General features: G+C 41.1%; 23 protein-coding genes and 2 tRNA genes. 14 read left to right on the top strand and 11 right to left on the bottom strand.

The window, feature by feature from the left end; all coding sequences use genetic code 11:
- Positions 1-7 precede the first annotated feature (7 nt).
- The 14 genes from OQE68_RS03095 to OQE68_RS03160 all read left to right on the top strand — a co-directional run bounded on the left by OQE68_RS03095 (position 8) and on the right by OQE68_RS03160 (position 8,829).
- Positions 8-928, top strand: a complete 921-nt coding sequence (locus OQE68_RS03095; protein ID WP_266195503.1) for a recombination-associated protein RdgC — start codon at positions 8-10, stop codon at positions 926-928.
- The gene (locus tag OQE68_RS03100) at positions 925-1,134 is read left to right on the top strand and encodes a hypothetical protein (RefSeq protein ID WP_266195504.1); all 210 of its coding nucleotides are present in this window, start codon (positions 925-927) and stop codon (positions 1,132-1,134) included. Before OQE68_RS03095 ends, OQE68_RS03100 begins: the two co-directional genes overlap by 4 nt.
- A 76-nt stretch (positions 1,135-1,210) precedes the next feature.
- Entirely contained in the window at positions 1,211-1,735 is a 525-nt protein-coding gene (locus OQE68_RS03105) for a hypothetical protein (RefSeq protein ID WP_266195505.1), read from the top strand.
- 28 nt (positions 1,736-1,763) lie between these two features.
- A complete protein-coding gene (locus OQE68_RS03110; protein WP_266195506.1) occupies positions 1,764-1,982 on the top strand; it encodes a hypothetical protein in 219 nt (72 codons plus the stop codon).
- A 28-nt stretch (positions 1,983-2,010) separates the two neighbouring features.
- A complete protein-coding gene (locus OQE68_RS03115; protein ID WP_266195507.1) occupies positions 2,011-2,427 on the top strand; it encodes a DUF7173 family protein in 417 nt (138 codons plus the stop codon).
- 2 nt (positions 2,428-2,429) lie between these two features.
- Positions 2,430-3,182 (top strand): ATP-binding protein, encoded by a 753-nt coding sequence (locus OQE68_RS03120; protein WP_266195508.1) that lies wholly within the window; start codon positions 2,430-2,432, stop codon positions 3,180-3,182.
- An 11-nt stretch (positions 3,183-3,193) separates the two neighbouring features.
- Positions 3,194-3,814 carry a DUF669 domain-containing protein gene (locus OQE68_RS03125; RefSeq protein ID WP_266195509.1) on the top strand — a complete coding sequence of 207 codons (621 nt, stop codon included), beginning with the start codon at positions 3,194-3,196 and terminating at the stop codon, positions 3,812-3,814.
- Positions 3,815-3,867: 53 nt separating this feature from the next.
- Positions 3,868-4,089 (top strand): hypothetical protein, encoded by a 222-nt coding sequence (locus tag OQE68_RS03130; RefSeq protein ID WP_180571960.1) that lies wholly within the window; start codon positions 3,868-3,870, stop codon positions 4,087-4,089.
- 194 nt (positions 4,090-4,283) lie between these two features.
- Positions 4,284-5,324 (top strand): hypothetical protein, encoded by a 1,041-nt coding sequence (locus OQE68_RS03135; RefSeq protein WP_266195510.1) that lies wholly within the window; start codon positions 4,284-4,286, stop codon positions 5,322-5,324.
- A complete protein-coding gene (locus OQE68_RS03140; RefSeq protein WP_266195511.1) occupies positions 5,321-6,946 on the top strand; it encodes a DEAD/DEAH box helicase in 1,626 nt (541 codons plus the stop codon). Before OQE68_RS03135 ends, OQE68_RS03140 begins: the two co-directional genes overlap by 4 nt.
- Positions 6,936-7,169 carry a hypothetical protein gene (locus tag OQE68_RS03145; RefSeq protein WP_266195512.1) on the top strand — a complete coding sequence of 78 codons (234 nt, stop codon included), beginning with the start codon at positions 6,936-6,938 and terminating at the stop codon, positions 7,167-7,169. The genes OQE68_RS03140 and OQE68_RS03145 overlap by 11 nt, the downstream gene beginning before the upstream one ends.
- Positions 7,170-7,178: 9 nt before the next feature.
- Positions 7,179-7,484: a carbon storage regulator gene (locus OQE68_RS03150; RefSeq protein WP_266195513.1), complete on the top strand. Its 306-nt coding sequence runs from the start codon at positions 7,179-7,181 to the stop codon at positions 7,482-7,484.
- A 9-nt stretch (positions 7,485-7,493) separates the two neighbouring features.
- Complete coding sequence (locus tag OQE68_RS03155; protein ID WP_180567959.1) at positions 7,494-7,712, top strand: DNA-binding protein; 219 nt, start codon at positions 7,494-7,496, stop codon at positions 7,710-7,712.
- Entirely contained in the window at positions 7,702-8,829 is a 1,128-nt protein-coding gene (locus OQE68_RS03160) for a tyrosine-type recombinase/integrase (RefSeq protein ID WP_180567960.1), read from the top strand. Before OQE68_RS03155 ends, OQE68_RS03160 begins: the two co-directional genes overlap by 11 nt.
- A gap of 178 nt (positions 8,830-9,007) precedes the next feature.
- Here OQE68_RS03160 and OQE68_RS03165 read toward each other — a convergent pair whose 3' ends face one another.
- The 11 genes from OQE68_RS03165 to OQE68_RS03215 form a co-directional block, all read right to left on the bottom strand.
- The gene (locus tag OQE68_RS03165) at positions 9,008-9,310 is read right to left on the bottom strand and encodes a hypothetical protein (RefSeq protein WP_180567961.1); all 303 of its coding nucleotides are present in this window, start codon (positions 9,308-9,310) and stop codon (positions 9,008-9,010) included.
- A gap of 665 nt (positions 9,311-9,975) precedes the next feature.
- A tRNA-Pro gene (locus tag OQE68_RS03170) sits at positions 9,976-10,052 on the bottom strand.
- 76 nt (positions 10,053-10,128) lie between these two features.
- The gene (locus OQE68_RS03175; RefSeq protein WP_180567962.1) at positions 10,129-10,491 is read right to left on the bottom strand and encodes a MerR family transcriptional regulator; all 363 of its coding nucleotides are present in this window, start codon (positions 10,489-10,491) and stop codon (positions 10,129-10,131) included.
- Positions 10,466-10,774, bottom strand: coding sequence for an integration host factor subunit alpha (ihfA, locus tag OQE68_RS03180; RefSeq protein WP_180567963.1), 309 nt, complete (start codon positions 10,772-10,774; stop codon positions 10,466-10,468). The genes OQE68_RS03175 and ihfA overlap by 26 nt, the downstream gene beginning before the upstream one ends.
- A 3-nt stretch (positions 10,775-10,777) precedes the next feature.
- Positions 10,778-13,153, bottom strand: a complete 2,376-nt coding sequence (gene pheT, locus OQE68_RS03185; RefSeq protein ID WP_180567964.1) for a phenylalanine--tRNA ligase subunit beta — start codon at positions 13,151-13,153, stop codon at positions 10,778-10,780.
- Between the two features lie 67 nt (positions 13,154-13,220).
- Entirely contained in the window at positions 13,221-14,216 is a 996-nt protein-coding gene (gene pheS / locus OQE68_RS03190) for a phenylalanine--tRNA ligase subunit alpha (RefSeq protein ID WP_180567965.1), read from the bottom strand.
- Between the two features lie 216 nt (positions 14,217-14,432).
- Positions 14,433-14,789, bottom strand: coding sequence for a 50S ribosomal protein L20 (rplT, locus tag OQE68_RS03195; protein WP_180567966.1), 357 nt, complete (start codon positions 14,787-14,789; stop codon positions 14,433-14,435).
- A gap of 44 nt (positions 14,790-14,833) precedes the next feature.
- Positions 14,834-15,028 carry a 50S ribosomal protein L35 gene (rpmI, locus tag OQE68_RS03200; protein WP_180567967.1) on the bottom strand — a complete coding sequence of 65 codons (195 nt, stop codon included), beginning with the start codon at positions 15,026-15,028 and terminating at the stop codon, positions 14,834-14,836.
- A 90-nt stretch (positions 15,029-15,118) separates the two neighbouring features.
- A complete protein-coding gene (infC, locus tag OQE68_RS03205) occupies positions 15,119-15,676 on the bottom strand; it encodes a translation initiation factor IF-3 (protein ID WP_266195862.1) in 558 nt (185 codons plus the stop codon).
- Positions 15,667-17,598 carry a threonine--tRNA ligase gene (gene thrS / locus OQE68_RS03210; RefSeq protein WP_180567968.1) on the bottom strand — a complete coding sequence of 644 codons (1,932 nt, stop codon included), beginning with the start codon at positions 17,596-17,598 and terminating at the stop codon, positions 15,667-15,669. The genes infC and thrS overlap by 10 nt, the downstream gene beginning before the upstream one ends.
- A 155-nt stretch (positions 17,599-17,753) precedes the next feature.
- A tRNA-Val gene (locus tag OQE68_RS03215) sits at positions 17,754-17,830 on the bottom strand.
- Positions 17,831-17,889: the final 59 nt, after the last annotated feature.

The raw sequence follows: 17,889 nt of genomic DNA on the forward strand, positions 1-17,889 counted from the left end.
CCACACAATGGCATCAATAAAGGAAGCAACAATTTATAGACTTAAAGTCCACTCAGATATGGTAGTGGAAAAAATAATGGGTGGGTTACAACAATATGCATTTCAGCCTTGTGGTAAAACTCAGGAATTAAGCCATGGCTTTACGCCAGTTGCTGACAATAACTTTGTTTTAATGGGTGATCACTTGGTTTTATTCCGTTACAAAATCGAAGAAAAAATATTGCCTAAAGCCGTGATTGAACATCATGCCGAAAAACGTATTGTAGAAGCCGAAGAAAAAAACGGTAAACCCTTATCTAAACAAGAAAAAGAACAAATAAAAGAGGCTGTCCGTATTGAATTACTCCCGCGTGCTTTTAGCCTTTATAAAACCATTGATGCTTATATTGATACACAAAACGGTTGGTTAGTGGTGGGTAGCTGTAATAATACAGTGCTTGATTATGTGTTGAGCGCTATTAGGCAAGTAGTGAGTGGTTTTTCTAGTGAGCTAATGGTGACAAGAGATGAACCTAGCGCCAAGATGACGGCTTGGATATTTCAAGAGGCTTTAGATTTTTCTGCATTTTGGTTAGGTGACAGTGCCAAAATAACCAACCATGATGGTGGTGCTATTAACTGTCGTAAAGAAGACTTACAAAACGACGATATTATCGAGCTTTGCCAATCACGCCAAGTCAAGCAATTAACGCTTGAAAGTATGCATTACACCTTTGACATCACCGAACACATGCAAATTAAACGACTCAAAATTGATGATGCTTACACCGAATCTCATATAAATTCAGACGAGGAAGAAGACAAGCTTCATTACCTCCGGGTTAATGCTTTTGTCACTCAACAAACCATCAGTGAAATTATGAATACCTTAATTAAGGCGTTTGGTGGATTGGTTGAGGAAAAAGCGCCTGAAGAGAAAGCGGCATGAAACCCATGGCCACCCAATTACCCGAACGAGAGCTAAAAGCAAACCAAGCATTAAGAAGGAGAAAAACTGAAGCCGAAATTATGTGGGAGAAAATCTCCAGGGAGTACCACGAATTATTAAAGATTAACAACAGCCTAAGAATACGATTACGTTATCAACTCGATAAAACGAAACATAGATTACTAAGAGAACCTGCCGGGTTCTAAACCGAATAAATAGCTGAAATTAAAAATGCTCAAATTAGAGCCACGGCACCTTATTGCCTGAAAAAAGGAGAAGGACATGACATTAATGCATCAACTGATCACTAATAATATTCAACGCTATTGTGCATGCGGTGAGGAAATTAAAACCAAAAAGTCTACTCACTGTGTGAAATGCTTGAAAAAGCAAAACGAAAAAGAGCTTAAAGAGAGGTTAAAAAAGCTAGAACAAGTAAAAGCTGAGGATTGCCTGACTAAGTTATTTGTGCCAGTGCTAGCAGGATTCAGTGTGTTAGCCAAGTTCTTTGATGGTAATGCAAAACAGCTAATCGAAAAATATAAGTCAGAAGGTAAGGAACCACCGTGGTATGCCTATCCCGCACTTGAAAAACGATGGGAAGGCTTGCCCATAGCGGAAATACTTGACTGTGAAATTGATTTTATACGACTCAAACCGGGTTCCAAGGTTATTGGTCGAGAAGAACTCATCAAGTTCGTGACTGAGTGGAACCAACAGCAAAAGATTATTTATTACGCAAAAGATAGAACGAAAATCGTCATTATCGATCAGGCCCGCTTTGATCAGTGGATGGCAGAAGAATAATTAATTGATTCCAACAAGGATGATTATCATGAGCTCAGAACTAACAGACGAAAAACTATTAGAAGCACCTCTAGAGATTTTAGTTAATGCAATGAAAGAGTGCAAAACACAATTCTATACCAGGACTATTTCAGACTCTGATAATTGCCCAATACCAGGCACAACACTTGTTTTGTATCGCGGACGATTACCCCATGCTTTTTCTGAAGGCGTCCGTAATCTATGCATACAACTAAACCAATTTTAATAACCTGAAATAACCAAGGAGTTAAACCATGCATGCAATCCAACAACCACAACCCGTTAATATGATTGATGAATTGGCTAATCAATGGGAGTTTGCCAAACAACAAGAAACAGAAGCAATAAAAAGTCGTCGTGCTATTGAAGATAAACTGATTGAATTAGTTGGCCGTAAACCTGAAGGTACTTGCAGTAAATCCACTCATTACTTCAAGCTAAAAACTAACGCTAAAGTTAATCGCAAAGTAGATGTCAATAAGTTAGCTGATGTCGCGCAGTCCATAAACCCCACCTTATTTAATAATCTGTTTCGGGTGAAATATGAGGTGAATACCACGGCTTTTAAAGAGTTAATGATAACCGATAGTCGGACCTACAATGTTGCAGCGCATGCAGTGATTTCCACCCCAGCCAGAACTAGCGTCAGCGTCGAACGCTTGGAGCAATAACCATGGCCATTTCATTAGCCAGCATATCAAAAACCAACGGGATTAAGGCCCCACGGATATTGATTTATGGCACCCACGGCATTGGTAAAACTACCTTTGCTGCTGGTGCGCCTAATCCTATCTTTTTATTTACCGAAGATGGAGCCGGTCAATTAGAGCTAAATTCCTTTCCATTGCTCACAAGCTATTTTGATGTCATACAGGCGTTAGCGGCTTTATATAATGAGGAACATAATTTTCAGACTGTCATTATTGATTCACTGGACCATTTAGAGCCCTTAATTTGGGCCCATACGGCTCAGCAATGTAATAAAGACAGTATCGAAGACTTTGGCTATGGCAAAGGCTATATGGAAGCCTTACGTTATTGGCGTGAAATATTAGGTTGGCTGGATGCCTTACGTAATCAAAAAGGCATGACCTATATTTTAACGGCTCATACCCATATTAAACGCTTTGATAGTCCTGAAACCGATTCTTATGACCGTTACCAAATTAAACTCAATGACAAGGCCAGTGGTTTGGTTCAAGAGTCAGTGGACTGTGTACTGTTCTGTAATTATCAAGTCAATATTAATAAAGCGGATGTTGGTTTTGGTAAAGAAAAAGCCCGAGGTATTTCCACTGGACAACGGCTGATTCATACCGTCGAAAAACCCGCTTATATCGCAAAAAACCGTTTTAATTTACCCGAAAAAATGCCCCTTTCATGGGAGGCATTTACCAATGCACTTAACCCACAACCCTCTGTATAAGGAGAGTAACCATGGCAAGTTTTGGATTTAACACGGGCGAATATGATCCTAATGCCGGTTTTGATGTATTACCTGCAGGTGATTATATAGCAATGCTGGTGGAAGCTGATATTAAAACCAACTCCAAAAATACAGGCCAATTTATTAACTGCAAATGGTTAATTACTGAAGGCGAGTTTGCTAACCGGAATATTTTTGATGTAGTGAATATTACCCATCAAAATACCATGGCTGAGAAATTAGGTCGGCAACGACTGTCGGCTATTGCCCATGCCATCGGTATTCCTGACGCGCAAGATACCGATCAACTGCTACAAAAGCCCTGTGTGTTAACTTTGGGTATAAAAAAAGATAAAGAGTATGGCGATAAAAATATTATTAAGCATTTTGCCGCTTATCAGTTTGGTATGCAACAACCGGCATCACCGGGCAGTTACCAACAAACAGCTGTGCCTACTATGCCGCCACAAGGTATCCAACAGCAGCCACCTGCACAACCACAAATAAACCAAGCGCCAATACAACAACCAGTAGCTCAGCCTCCACAACAACCAATGAATATTGGAGGTCCAAATGGTCAGCCGGTATTTAATACGCCATCGTCTGAGCAAGCAGCAAAAATAGCCGTTTAATTAAGTTCCACCTGCGGGTGGGAAATTACTTAATCAATAATAAGGAAGCAAAAATGGAATCATTATTAACAGCAAATATTGATACTTATATGGAGACCCAACTACAAGACATTTTGCAACATATGATGACTCAAAAAACAAGAAAAATAGAATTGAAGTTAATGGATGGTGATGGAAACCCTGAGATAGCTGTTGTTCTTATCACAGAAGACATTCAAACCTATCTAGATGCCATTGATAAAACAGAGAAAGAAATTAAACAAGCAGAACAATAGGCACTAAAAAAGCATTGCTTCGTAAACGCGGGCTTGGGTCATAAAGTACAACAACGAAGCAATGCCAAGGTACGCAGGGGTAACTATACACCCATTTACTAAGACTGCTATGGACGAAAAAAGTTTACTGCAACTGCCATAACTAATTTTATTAAAAACGACACTTTCAACACTCGGTTACCGGGAGTGAATACATGCAAATTCCTGACGCCAGCAATACAACAGTTAATGCCATTTACAAACATTATGAACAAAATGCCGATAGTGGTTTTCGGGCTCACTTAGGCGCTTCCATCATTGGTAAAGAATGCCAACGGGCGCTGTGGTATGACTTCCATTGGTGCACCCCTAGTAATCATTCAGGCCAAGTACTCCGGTTATTTGAAACTGGTCAATTAGCCGAAGCACGCTTTGCTGAAAATCTTAGAGCTATTGGCGTACAAATTCATACCGTCGACCCGAAGACCGGTTTGCAATATCGAGTGGTGGCTTGTGATGGCCACTTTGGTGGCAGTATGGATGGCATTGGTCAAGGGTTTCCAGAAGCCCCAAAGACACCGCATGTGGTGGAAATGAAAACCCATAGCGAGAAATCATTTAAAGACTTACAAAAGAAACAAGTCAAAGAATCCAAGCCTCAAAATTACACCCAAATGCAAGTGTATATGCATCTTGGCGGGTTTGAACGAGCCTTTTATATTGCCGTGAATAAAAACACTGACGAGCTTTATGGTGAACGGGTTGAGTATGATAAACCCCATGCCAGAGAAGCTATTGATAAAGCCTGTCATGTAATTTTTTCAACGGCACCACCAAACAAGCTTACCGAAGACCCAAGCTTTTTTAAGTGCAAGTTTTGTGATCACCAAGCCGTTTGCCATCAAGGGAAATTACCACCGGTTAACTGCCGTACCTGTATGCATTCTACCCCAGTGGAAAATGGTCAATGGCTATGTGAACGTTACCAACTTAACCCCACTGATGAACAGCAGCGCTGGGGCTGCCAGAGTCATATGTTTAACCCACACCTGTTGTATCCCTGGGCAGAGGTACTGGACAGCGGGGATTACTGGTATCAGTTTGTTATCAAAGCCACTGGTGAAATCATTACCACGGGTGAAGCACCTGAACACTACAAGAGTAGTGAATTAAGAGCCGTTTCTGATTTATCACTATTAAAAGATAAAAACGTTGAGGCTATTCGAGAATACTTTGATGCCAAGGTGGTGGCATGAAACTCCGACCTTATCAGCAGGAAGCGATTCAGGCATTAATTGACTATTTCCATCGTGCCACAGGAAACCCATTAATTTGTATCTCTACTGGTGGTGGTAAATCAGTCGTCATAGCGGCTTGGTGTCAGTTGGTGTTAAACCAATTTCCTAACCAGCGTATATTAATCCTTAGCCATGTTAAGGAAATTCTGGAGCAGAATTACAGCAAACTAAAAACCCTGGCCCCTGACGTGGATATGGGGATTTATTCGGCCAGCTTAAAACGCAAAGACAAAGACGCCAGTGTGTTATTTGCTGGCATCCAATCCGTGTATTCCAAGGCGTTTGATTTAGGGCCATTCAATTTAATCATTGTAGACGAATGCCACTTAATTAATGCCGATAAAGACACCACCATGTACAGCCAGTTTTTTACCGATGCCAAAAAGATGAATCCCAATATTAAAGTGATTGGGTTTTCAGCGACACCATATCGGATGAAATCGGGCTTACTGACTCATGGTGACAATGCCTTATTCGATGAAATTGTCTATGAAACCGATATTCAGCAATTAATTGATGATGGGTATTTATCTCCCTTGGTTACCAAAGGCGGTCGGCAGAAAATCGACCTCTCTGGCGTACGGACCCAGAACGGTGACTATGCCTCTAAGGATATGGAAAAGGCGGTTAATAAAGATGATTTAACTGATAAGGCTTTGGCTGAAATTATTGAGTTAGGCGCAGACCGAAAAAGCTGGTTGATCTTTGGAGTATCCGTTAATCACTGTTTGGAAATTGAAGAGAAATTAAAAAAATTGGGTGTCTCCGTAAGTGTTATTCATGGTAAGACACCCATTAAGTTTCGGGATGAAACTACTAAGTACTTTAAACAAGGTAGGTTACGTTGCTTAATTTCGCAAGGTGTTTTAACCACTGGCTTTGATGCACCTAGAACCGACCTGATTGCATTATTACGCTCCACTAAGTCCGCTGGGTTATATGTCCAAATACTAGGACGAGGACTGAGAATATCGCCCGAGACTGGCAAGGCTAACTGCTTAGTGTTGGATTATGGGGGTAACGTTGAACGCCATGGGCCAATTGATCAAATCAAAGTTAGGAATGCAGGCAAGAAAAAAGAGCCGGGCGAAATGCCTGTTAAGGAATGCCCGAAGTGCCAGTTATTTATTCCATGTTTTGCATCAGAGTGCCCAGATTGTGGTTATATTTTTCCACCTCAAGACCCTCACAAAGCGACAGCCAGCAATAAAGCAGTCTTATCTGCCATGCAGCAGGCCGAATGGTATCCAGTGGAAGCCGTGTTTTATCAACTGCATAGCAAGGCGTTTTCAAACAATTCGGTCAAAGTCACTTATCAATGTGGTACAGAGTTTTTTGATGAATGGGTTTGCTTTGAGCATACCGGTTTTCCCAAACATCGCGCATTAACCTGGTGGGTACAACGTGTCGGGTATCAACCACCCTGCCCGAATAATTGTGATAGCGCCTTAGATTATTTAAATAATAATAAAGTCAAAACCCCTTCAGCCATTCAGGTTAAACCGGAAGGCAAATATAAAAAAATAATTAATTATGAGTTTCTACCCGAGACAATAAAGGAGATGGCTTATGGAAATTAACCAGATGCATTTATCAAGAGAAAATAGAAAGGTTGTTGAGAGAATGAGGGAATATATTAGCTATTACAAACTAGCCAAGGCGGATGGACGAAAACCTGAGAGAATACAGTTAGAAGCTAAACAGTATGAAAAGCTGAGGAAAAATTTACTAACAAAGACTAACGGCAAATGTAAACCACCCTACACCCTCAACAATATACCTGTTGTACCGGTTAACCATTAAGGAATCACTATGCTAGCACTCACGCGAAAATACGGACAGTCCATTAATATTGGTAACGATATCAGAATTTCACTGGGTGGGTTTAATCGTAAGTCGGCCCGGCTAGGAGTGGTGATGTATAAACAATTAGCTATCAAGGAGGTACCTTACGAGCTTGATCAAAAGTTAGATGATGACATTACGTTTTTTATTCGTCTTATTGGTGGTCAGGTGCGTTTCTATTTTGATGCACCGAGAGAGATTAAAATATTACGAAGTGAGCTGGAAGCAAGGAAGAAAAAAATTAAGCCCAATAAAAAGTTAACGGCTGCTTAAGGAGATACCATGCGACTTATTAGCTTGGAAAATTACAGAAAAACCAAGTTTCCTTTTGGTGATGGACCTTCAATGGGGTCATTGCGACGACAGTGCCGAAGTGGTGATCTTGCTGGCGCTCGAAAGGAAGGTAAATTATGGTATGTAGATATAGATGTTGCCTCATCGACGAGTGGTGATCCATTAGTGGAGCAGGTATTAAGTGAGATAGGTTTTTATGACACCTAGACGTAGAATTAAACCGGGGCTCTGCCCCAACCTTTATGAGTCTGATGGGCTTTACCGTTATCGACACCCTTATAAGAAAACCTGGCATAATTTAGGGCGTGATAAGGCTAAAGCCGTTAAAGCAGCTAAAGAGCTGAATGCCATATTATTGCCCAATCATGAAACGTTAATTCGTGGTGTCATGGGTTTAGACAATAAAACCGTCAAAGATTTAATCCTTAAATTTAAAGAAGAAATATTACCCAAGAAAGAATTAAAGGAGCGTTCATTATACGAGATAAATTACCGCTTAAATAGAATTGAAAAAGATATCGGCCATTGGGCATTAACGAAATTATCCACACAAAAAATTGCTTATTATTTAGATATTAATTTTAAAGGGGATGCCTATAAACAACACCGCTCTGTATTAAATCAACTCTGTCGCACTGCTGTAGTTAAAGGCTGGATGAAAGAAAATCCCGTAGAAGCCACCCTGCCTACCCTGCAAGGTGAAAAAATAAAAAAACAAAGAAGTCGATTAACCGTAGAACAATACCAAGCCATCTATCAATTTGCAGAACCCTGGTTACAAATAGCAATGGACTTGGCTCTGACCACGCTACAAAGACGCTCAGACTTATTACAACTAAAATTCACCGATATTAAAGACGGCAGATTATACCTAGTTCAAAGTAAAACCGAAAAGCATGGTGATGCAGCCCGACTATCCATTCATGTTGGCCATGATTTACAAGCCATTATACAACGAGCAAGGTCTAGTGGTGTGCTCTCCCCTTTCATCATTCACCGAAAGCCGCTACAACGCCAGAGAAAGCAACTAGAGGCTAAGGCGCATTGGACAGCCATCACCCCACGATACTTGTCGGATGCCTTTGCTCAAGCCCGAGATAAAACGGATTTATTTACCAGCGTACCACAACAACAAAGACCCACTTTTCATGAAATCAGGGCTTTAGGTGGACACCTCTATGAACAGCACGGTAGAACTAAAGCCGAAGTACGGTCATTAATGGGCCATACTACTGACAAGATGACAGAGCATTACTTACAGGGGCATGTAGAAAGGTGGACGATGGTTGATGCTGATTTTAGGTTGGATTGGCTAAAAGAATAATATTATTTGTGTAAAAATAGTGTGATTTGCTAGTTTTTAAAGAGTTTAACTGTAAACTTGAAATAACCATACCTCCTCCCTTTTTTCGGATTAAGCGCTACTCTTCTGTGCTAAATTTTCTTGCATCGTATTTCATGCAAGAGATTATAGCACAAAAGTATTGATTATTCCCGACTGATTAGTATTTTTCCTGCATCCTACAACTTCCCTTATTATAAATACTATTATCGCTTTTTAAAATTTGATAATGGTAGGCATCTCTATATTTATCACAGGTAACTTCTTGATGATGAGATAAATCAAAAATATTCTCAAAAAACCTAGTGGAAGAACCTATGTAGTTTCCTGAATAGTCAAAAATTTTTATCGTGTAAGTATCGCTAGGGACGCCACCTACCGTATTCCTTAACTGATGAGGGCTACATCCAAATAGAAAAGCTCCCATTAAAATAACAAAACTAAGTTTTTTAAAATTCAACATAACTTATATTTACCGCTCAACAATATAGAGTTAATGTAAGTTTAAGTAGACTAGATTTAAAACCAAAAATAAATCAATACTTACAGCAGAGTCTACCTCTGAGGTATCTGATATTAATAAAATACTCTATCAGACTACTAAGACATGAAAATATAAAGCCATTAAATTATATATGGTCTATTAAGACAAACAACAATAAAAATGTAAATTTTGTAAAGATTATTAGATTTTATTAAACTAATAGTTTGATAGATAAAATGAAGCTAGGCAATATATAATTATCCCATTTTTTATGGGATAATTATTTATAATATATTCCACAAAACTTTAACATAAAACTTCTGCTGTTTAATATCCCTTTGCTAAGCAAAACGAAGCCACGCATTACCCTGGCATGCAATGAAGTGATAATTCAAACTTGAATACCAAAAGCAAACCTAAGGCAACTTACCAGAAAGAATACCTTCTTCTGATCGTTAAACTCAGTAATGATCAAACCATAAACAAACACCAACTTAAAACAAAACTTGCCCCATAAATAGAAGTCAGTTGTCGTTTAGTAGACTTTTGCTAAAAATTATATTGCAGGTTATTGCAGAATATTGCAGGACGAGAATGAGTCTCAATTTCAAAGACTTGTAAGTGATTGATCTAGAAAGAAAAAATGGTCGGAGTGAGAGGATTCGAACCTCCGACCCCCACAACCCCATTGTGGTGCGCTACCAGGCTGCGCTACACTCCGAATTGCTTCAAGGCTTTGAAGCAATGGTGATGATACAGGAAATCCGCTGAAGTTCAAGCGGATTTCCTGTCGTGATTTAACGAGACTTTAATACAGCAAGCACTTCTTCCAGCTCGGCGATCATCTGCCGTATAAGTTGTTTATATTGCGTGCGATCTGATTTTGAGTCTTCACCAGCAAGCTGATTTCTAGCCCCACCAATAGTAAAGCCTTTTTCATATAGCAAGCTTCTAATTTGCCGGATCATTAATACATCTTGACGCTGGTAATAGCGACGATTACCTCGCCGCTTTACGGGTTTGAGTTGTTCAAACTCTTGTTCCCAATAACGAAGCACATGGGGCTTCACCTGGCACAGCTCACTTACTTCACCAATAGTAAAGTAGCGTTTACCAGGTATCGCTGGTAGTTCTTCATTGATGATGCTTGGTTCCAGCATATGCCTCTACTCTTGCCTTGAGTTTTTGTCCTGGTCTGAAGGTAACCACTCTTCTTGCAGATATTGGAATCTCCTCCCCTGTTTTTGGGTTTCGACCTGGCCTTTCTCGTTTGTCTCTTAAGTCAAAGTTACCAAAGCCAGACAATTTAACTTGTTCATTAGATTCCAAGGCATGACGAATTTCTTCAAAGAACAACTCTACCATATCCTTGGCTTCTCGCTTGTTAAGGCCAAGCTCCTCAAAAAGACGCTCAGCCATTTCTGCTTTCGTCAGTGCCGCCATTGGCTACTTCCTCAAACTTGCCTGAAATTTTTGCTCCAGTTCTGTGACTACTTGATCAATAATTGAGTTCACCTCTTCATCATTAAGAGTGCGCGATGGATGTTGCAACGTCAAGCCTAAAGCCACACTTTTCTGACCTGGTTCAATTCCTTTCCCTTCATATAAGTCGAATAAAGTCAATGACTTAAGCCATTCACCCGCTTTTTCCGCAATTACTGACTTAAGCTCTTGGGCTAATACTGCTCTATTTACAATAAACGCCAGGTCTCGTCTAACTTCTGGGAATTTAGACAATGGGACAAAGCTTGTAACTTTGCCAACACTAATTGCCTTTAAGTCCAGCTCAAATAAATAGGCAGCATTCGGCAAATCCAACTTCGCTTGTAGTTCTGGATGCAATGTACCTAAGTGACCTGCAAGCTTTCCATTACAATAAACAGCAGCCGTTTGACCAGGGTGCATAGCGGTATGCTTACCAGGTTTAATTTCAACTTCAGCTTCATTACCTAAGGCAAGCAGTGCTTCTACATCTCCTTTCAGGTCATAGAAGTCTACTGACTGTTTTTGAGAGTGCCAGCTCTCTGGGAAGAGACTACCGTAAACAACACCCGCTATTTTTTGTTCTTGAGTCAAACCATTACCTGCTTCGATAAACACCTGCCCAGTTTCAAATAATCTGACTCTTGGCTGCTGTCTATTTAAGTTGTATTGCACATTGCTCAATAAACTTGGCAATAAGCTGGTTCTCATGACAGCCATGTCTGCCGAAATAGGATTAGCCAATGGTTGAGGCTTTAAATCTGGACTAAACAACTGCTGCAACTCTGAAGCAATAAAGCTGTAATTAATGACTTCTTGATAGCCTAAAGTTGTCAACAACTTACGCTGCTGATTTAGTGGTGTTTTAGTCTCTGGTATTTGTGCCATTACCTGCTGGCTTTGCGGTGTTGTTGTGGGCAGTTGGTTATAGCCAAACACACGCGCAAGCTCTTCAATCAGGTCTTCTTCCCGCTCAATATCAAAACGATAGCTCGGTACATCTACTATCCAACTGTTTTCTTCAGCAGCTGCCACTTGCATCCCAAGCCCACTTAGTATGGTTTCAACCTTTTCCTTCGCCATACCAAAGCCCAGCAGCCTTTCAATTATTGCTTCTCTCAATTTAACTTGTCGGCGTGGAGGTAGTTTTTCTTGTGCAACCGCCTCTGTTAATGGGCCAGGCTGACCACCACAAATTGCTAAAATTAATGCGGTAGCACGTTCTGCTGCTAGCCGTGGTAGCTCATAGTCTACCCCTCGTTCAAAGCGATGCGATGAGTCGGTATGCATACCATAACGACGTGCCTTACCAGCAATAGTGATCGGATTAAAAAAAGCACTTTCCAAGAAAATATCTTTGGTTTTTTCTGAAACCCCAGAGTGCTCTCCCCCCATAATTCCTGCCATTGCTAATGGCCCTTTTTCATCAGCAATCAGCAAAATATCATCTTGAAGGGTTATTTCCTGGCCATCTAATAATTTAAGTTTTTCCTCTGCCTTAGCTTTTCTCACAATTATTTGACCGTGTAATTCTGCCAAGTCAAAACCGTGCATTGGCTGTCCCAATTCCAACATCACATAGTTGGTCACATCAACCACAGGATCAATACTACGAATACCACTACGACGTAATTTTTCTTTTAGCCATAAAGGGGTAGGTTGTGATAAATCCACATCTTTTATTACTCGGCCAATATAACGAGGACAGTCATCGGGTGCCTGTATTTCTATAGCAAATTTTTCATCAATTTGTGGAGGTACAGGTTTAATTTCAACTGAATTAACAGGCTCATCAAAGCTCACACCCACTTCACGAGCAACACCAGCAATACTTAAACAGTCAGCACGGTTAGGCGTTAAATCAACATCAATGATATGATCATCTAGTTGTAAATACTGACGTATATCTTCTCCAACAGGTGCATCAGCAGGTAGTGCCATTAATCCATCATGATTTTCAGAAATCCCTAACTCAGCTTCAGAGCACAGCATTCCAAAAGACTCCACCCCTCTAAGTTTTGCCTTTTTAATTTTAAAATTTTCAGGCAATACAGCCCCAACCAAAGCAAACGGCACTTTCATTCCTGCTGTTGCGTTGGGCGCACCGCAAACCACTTGTAGGGTTTCATTACCAGCAGCTACCTGACACACTTTTAATTTATCAGCATTAGGGTGTGGCTCAGTACTTAAAATTTCACCGACAACAATGCCTTTAAAATCACCAGCAACAGGCTCAACTTCATCAACTTCCAGCCCAGCCATGGTGATTGTAGATACTATTTCTTCAGTTGTTGCTTTCGGGTTAACCCACTCACGTAGCCACTGTTCACTGAATTTCATCGTTTTACCATTTACAAATTAATTATTCTGAAAACTATACGCCTTTCGTTGCTTTTATTAAGGCCACTTAAAATTGCTGCAAGAAATTCAAGTCATTTTCAAAAAACATCCGCAGATCATTCACCCCATAACGCAGCATAGCCATTCGCTCAACCCCCAAACCAAAGGCATACCCCGTATATTTTTCAGAATCAATTCCCACTGCCTCAAATACTTTAGGGTGAACCATGCCACACCCCATTATTTCAAGCCATTTTGTATTCCCTTTTTCGTCTGTTCCCCACTCAATATCTACTTCAGCAGAAGGCTCAGTGAAAGGGAAGTAGGACGGGCGAAATCGCACTTTTAAATCACGTTCAAAAAATACTCTCAAAAATGCTTCTATCGTGCTTTTTAAATCAGCAAAGCTAATATTTTTATCAACACATAGCCCTTCAACCTGATGGAACATAGGGGTATGAGTCATATCAGAGTCACAACGATAAACCTTCCCAGGACAAATTATCCTTATCGGCGGCTGATTTTCTTTCATGGTTCTAACCTGCACCGGAGAAGTATGAGTTCTCAACAGCGTATGGCTATTAAAATAAAAAGTGTCGTGCATTGCCCTTGCTGGATGATGTGAGGGAATATTCAACGCTTCAAAGTTATGATAGTCGTCCTCAATTTCAGGTCCCTCAGCCACACTAAAGCCCACACTACCAAAAAATGCTTCTATCCGTTCCATGGTTTTAGTGACTGGATGAATACTACCTTTCGACTGACGCCTACCAGGCAAGGTAACATCTACTGTTTCACTGGCTAGCTTCGCATCTAACTGTTGCTGCTTAAGTAACGTTTTATTTTCATTGATAGCCTGCTGCACTTGTTGCTTAGCTTCATTAATTTTGGCACCAGCCTGCGGCCGTTCCTCGGCACTCAGCTTGCCTAAACCTTTTAGCAGTTGGGTAATTTCACCTTTTTTACCTAAATACTGCACCCGCACCTGATCCAGTGCAGCCTCATTAGCTGCTGAGGATACATCGGCTAACGCAGCAGCAACTAATGCATCAAGATTTTCCATGGGTCACTCCGGCTATTAGTAATCAGTCTTTTACAAAAACCTTCTCAAAAATATAATTGTGCTGTTTGTTCAGCGCTTCAATATACTTAACTTGATGTACAACACTAACCATTATTTTTGGCAAGGCTTTTCTGCTTCTTAGATTTTTCATGCTCCATATACTAAGAAAGGAGGCTTTAGCCTCCTTTCTTAGTTTCAGTCGATGTACAAATCTGGTTAGGCTAATGCCAGCTTTGCCTTTTCGACTATCTGAGTAAACACTTCTTTATCATTAACAGCTAAGTCTGCTAGGACTTTACGGTCGATGGTAACAGAAGCTTTTTTCAAACCAGCAATAAAACGGCTATAGGATAAGCCGTTCATACGCGCACCTGCATTAATTCGAGCAATCCACAATGCACGGAACTGACGCTTACGCTGACGACGGTCACGGTAAGCATACTGGCCTGCTTTAGTAACAGCTTGTTTAGCTACACGAAATACTCGGCTACGAGCACCGTAATAACCTTTAGCCTGCTTTAAAATTTTCTTATGACGGCGACGCGCCACAACACCACGTTTAACTCGAGGCATTCCTCACTCCTACTTTAAAAATATTGAACCCTAAGAAAAGTTGACTAGTTCGCTCGCAGCATTCTTTTTACTGCTGGTACATCAGCAGCAGCTACTGCAGAGGTACCACGTAACTGACGCTTACGCTTAGTGGTCATTTTTGTGAGGATGTGGCTTTTAAACGCACTCTTACGCTTAAAGCCAGACGCAGTCTTTTTAAAGCGCTTCGCAGCACCTTTGTTGGTTTTCATTTTTGGCATAATATTCACTCCGCATTCGTGAGGCTTATAGCCTTTGCCATTTAGTTAATAAAAAGTAGTGAAACTAACCCTGTGTCAGTTTGCTTAAAACTACTTTTTCTTTTTCGGGGCTAACACCATGATCAACTGACGACCTTCCATTTTGGGATATTGCTCAACAGTACCGTACTCGTCCAAGTCGGCTTCAACCCGTTTTAGCAACTCTAATCCCAGCTCTTGGTGAGCCATCTCTCGACCGCGGTATCTTAACGACACCTTGGCTTTATTGCCCTCTGTAAGGAAACGTATCAGGTTGCGCAGTTTTACCTGATAATCCCCTTCTTCGGTTCCCGGGCGAAACTTAATTTCTTTCACCTGAGTTTGTTTCTGCTTTTTCTTTGCAGCCGCTTTCTGCTTTTTAAGCTCAAACAGATGCTTGCCATAATCCATTACTTTACAAACAGGTGGCTCGGCACTGCTATTGATTTCGACTAGATCAAGCGTAGCTTCTTTTGCCTTAGCCAATGCATCGGATAAATCTACAATGCCTACCTGATCGCCATCAGCTCCAATCAAACGCACCTGTTTAGCACGAATCTCATCGTTGATACGATTGGCACGTTTTTCTCTTCTGTTGTCGCGCTTAATTGTAATGTCTCCTACTTCGATTCACTCTGTAATCGGCCGCGTAATTCTATATCTGCTGACAGATGCTTGCAGAACTCTTCGATTGAGAGGGTTCCTAGGTCTTGCCCTTTTCGAGTCCTTACAGCGACCGTCCCAGCATTCATCTCTTGATCACCAACAACCAAGAGATAAGGTACTTTTTGTAAAGTGTGCTCGCGGATTTTAAAACTGATTTTTTCGTTTCTCAAGTCTGATAAGACTCGAAAGCCTTGATTTTTTAGTTGATCAACGACTTTCGCTGCATAGTCAGCCTGATTATCGGTAATATTTAACACCACCGCTTGCACAGGTGCCAGCCAAGGTGGCATTGCACCTTCATAGTGCTCAATTAAAATACCGATAAAACGCTCAAACGAGCCAAGTATAGCACGGTGTAGCATCACTGGAACTTGACGCGAGCCATCTTCAGCCACGTATTGAGCACTCAATCGATCAGGCATTGAAAAGTCTACCTGAATTGTTCCACACTGCCATACCCGACCAATACAGTCTTTTAATGAAAACTCAATTTTAGGTCCATAAAAGGCACCTTCGCCAGGTAGCTCTTCCCAATCTAAACCAGTAGCATCAAGCGCAGAGGCAAGAGCAGCTTCTGCCTGATCCCATACTGCATCAGAACCAACTCGTTGCTCAGGACGAGTGGATAGCTTTAGCATCACTTCATCAAAGCTAAAATCTCGGTAAACAGCAAATAGTAAGTCTATAAACGTGGCCACTTCTTGCTGGATCTGATCCTCAGTACAGAAAATATGAGCATCATCTTGGGTAAAGCCTCTTACCCGCATCAGACCATGTAAGGTACCAGATGGTTCATCACGATGACAGGAGCCAAATTCAGCCAGACGTAATGGCAGGTCACGGTAACTCCGTAATCCTTGATTAAATACCTGCACATGGCAAGGGCAGTTCATCGGTTTTACAGCAAAATCGCGGCTTTCTGAATGGGTCGTATACATCATGTCCTGGAACTTATCCCAGTGCCCAGATTTTTCCCATAAAGTTCGATCAACCATTTGAGGGGTTTTTATTTCCAGGTAACCATTATCACGCTGAACCTGTCGCATATACTGCTCAATCACTTGATAAATAGTCCAGCCATGATGATGCCAAAACACCATTCCTGGCGCTTCTTCCTGAGTATGAAATAACCCTAGTCGCTTACCTAGCTTACGATGGTCCCTTTTTTCTGCTTCTTCCAAACGATGCAAATAAGCTTTTAGCTGCTTTTTATCAGCCCAAGCAGTACCATAAATACGCTGCAACATTTCATTATTAGAATCGCCCCGCCAGTAGGCACCAGCCAGTTTAGTGAGCTTGAAGGCTCTTAAAAAACGGGTATTGGGTACATGGGGGCCACGACACATATCAGTGTATTCTTCATGATGATATAAGCCGACTGCCTTAACAGTTGCATCCATATCATCAATCAACTGTACTTTATAGTTCTCACCTCTATCGAGAAACACCTGCCGTGCTTCTTCCACAGGAGTCATCTTTTTAATGACAGGATAATTTTTTTTAATCAACTCACCGATTCGAGTCTCGATTGCCTGCAGGTCTTCGTGAGTAAATGAGCGCTCATAAGCGATATCATAATAGAAACCATTTTCTATTACTGGACCAATCGCCATTTTAGCCGTTGGGAACAGCTGCTTTACTGCATGGCCAACTAAGTGAGCAAATGAGTGGCGAATAATGTCGACACCTTCTTCGTCTTTGGCGGTAATGATTTGAAGCTCAGCATCTTCTTCAATTAGGTCACAGGCATCTTTTAGCTGACCATTGACGCGACCGGCAATCGTAGCTTTAGCCAGTCCGGGGCCGATTGATTCAGCGACAGCTAACACAGATATGGGCTGATCAAACTGGCGGTTACTGCCATCAGGAAGGGTAATTACAGGCATTAGATTTCCTTACTTGGTTCAGTGGTGACCCACACCAAAGGCCACATGTTTAGTTTGCTTTGTAAGGTAAACTCAGTCAGGAGACTTGTTTGTTAACTCAAACATTCAAAGCGAAACAGAAAAAGCCAGTCTTTAGACTGGCCTCTTTTAAAACTTGGTAGGCGCGATTGGAGTCGAACCAACGACCTCCACCATGTCAAGGTGGCGCTCTAACCAACTGAGCTACGCGCCTGAAACGTGGGGCGTACCTTATCAATCATTTTAAAAAAAGACAACCCCTATTTTGCAATG

The sequence above is a fragment of the Spartinivicinus marinus genome, from assembly GCF_026309355.1.
GTDB classification, from domain to species: Bacteria; Pseudomonadota; Gammaproteobacteria; order Pseudomonadales; family Zooshikellaceae; genus Spartinivicinus; species Spartinivicinus marinus.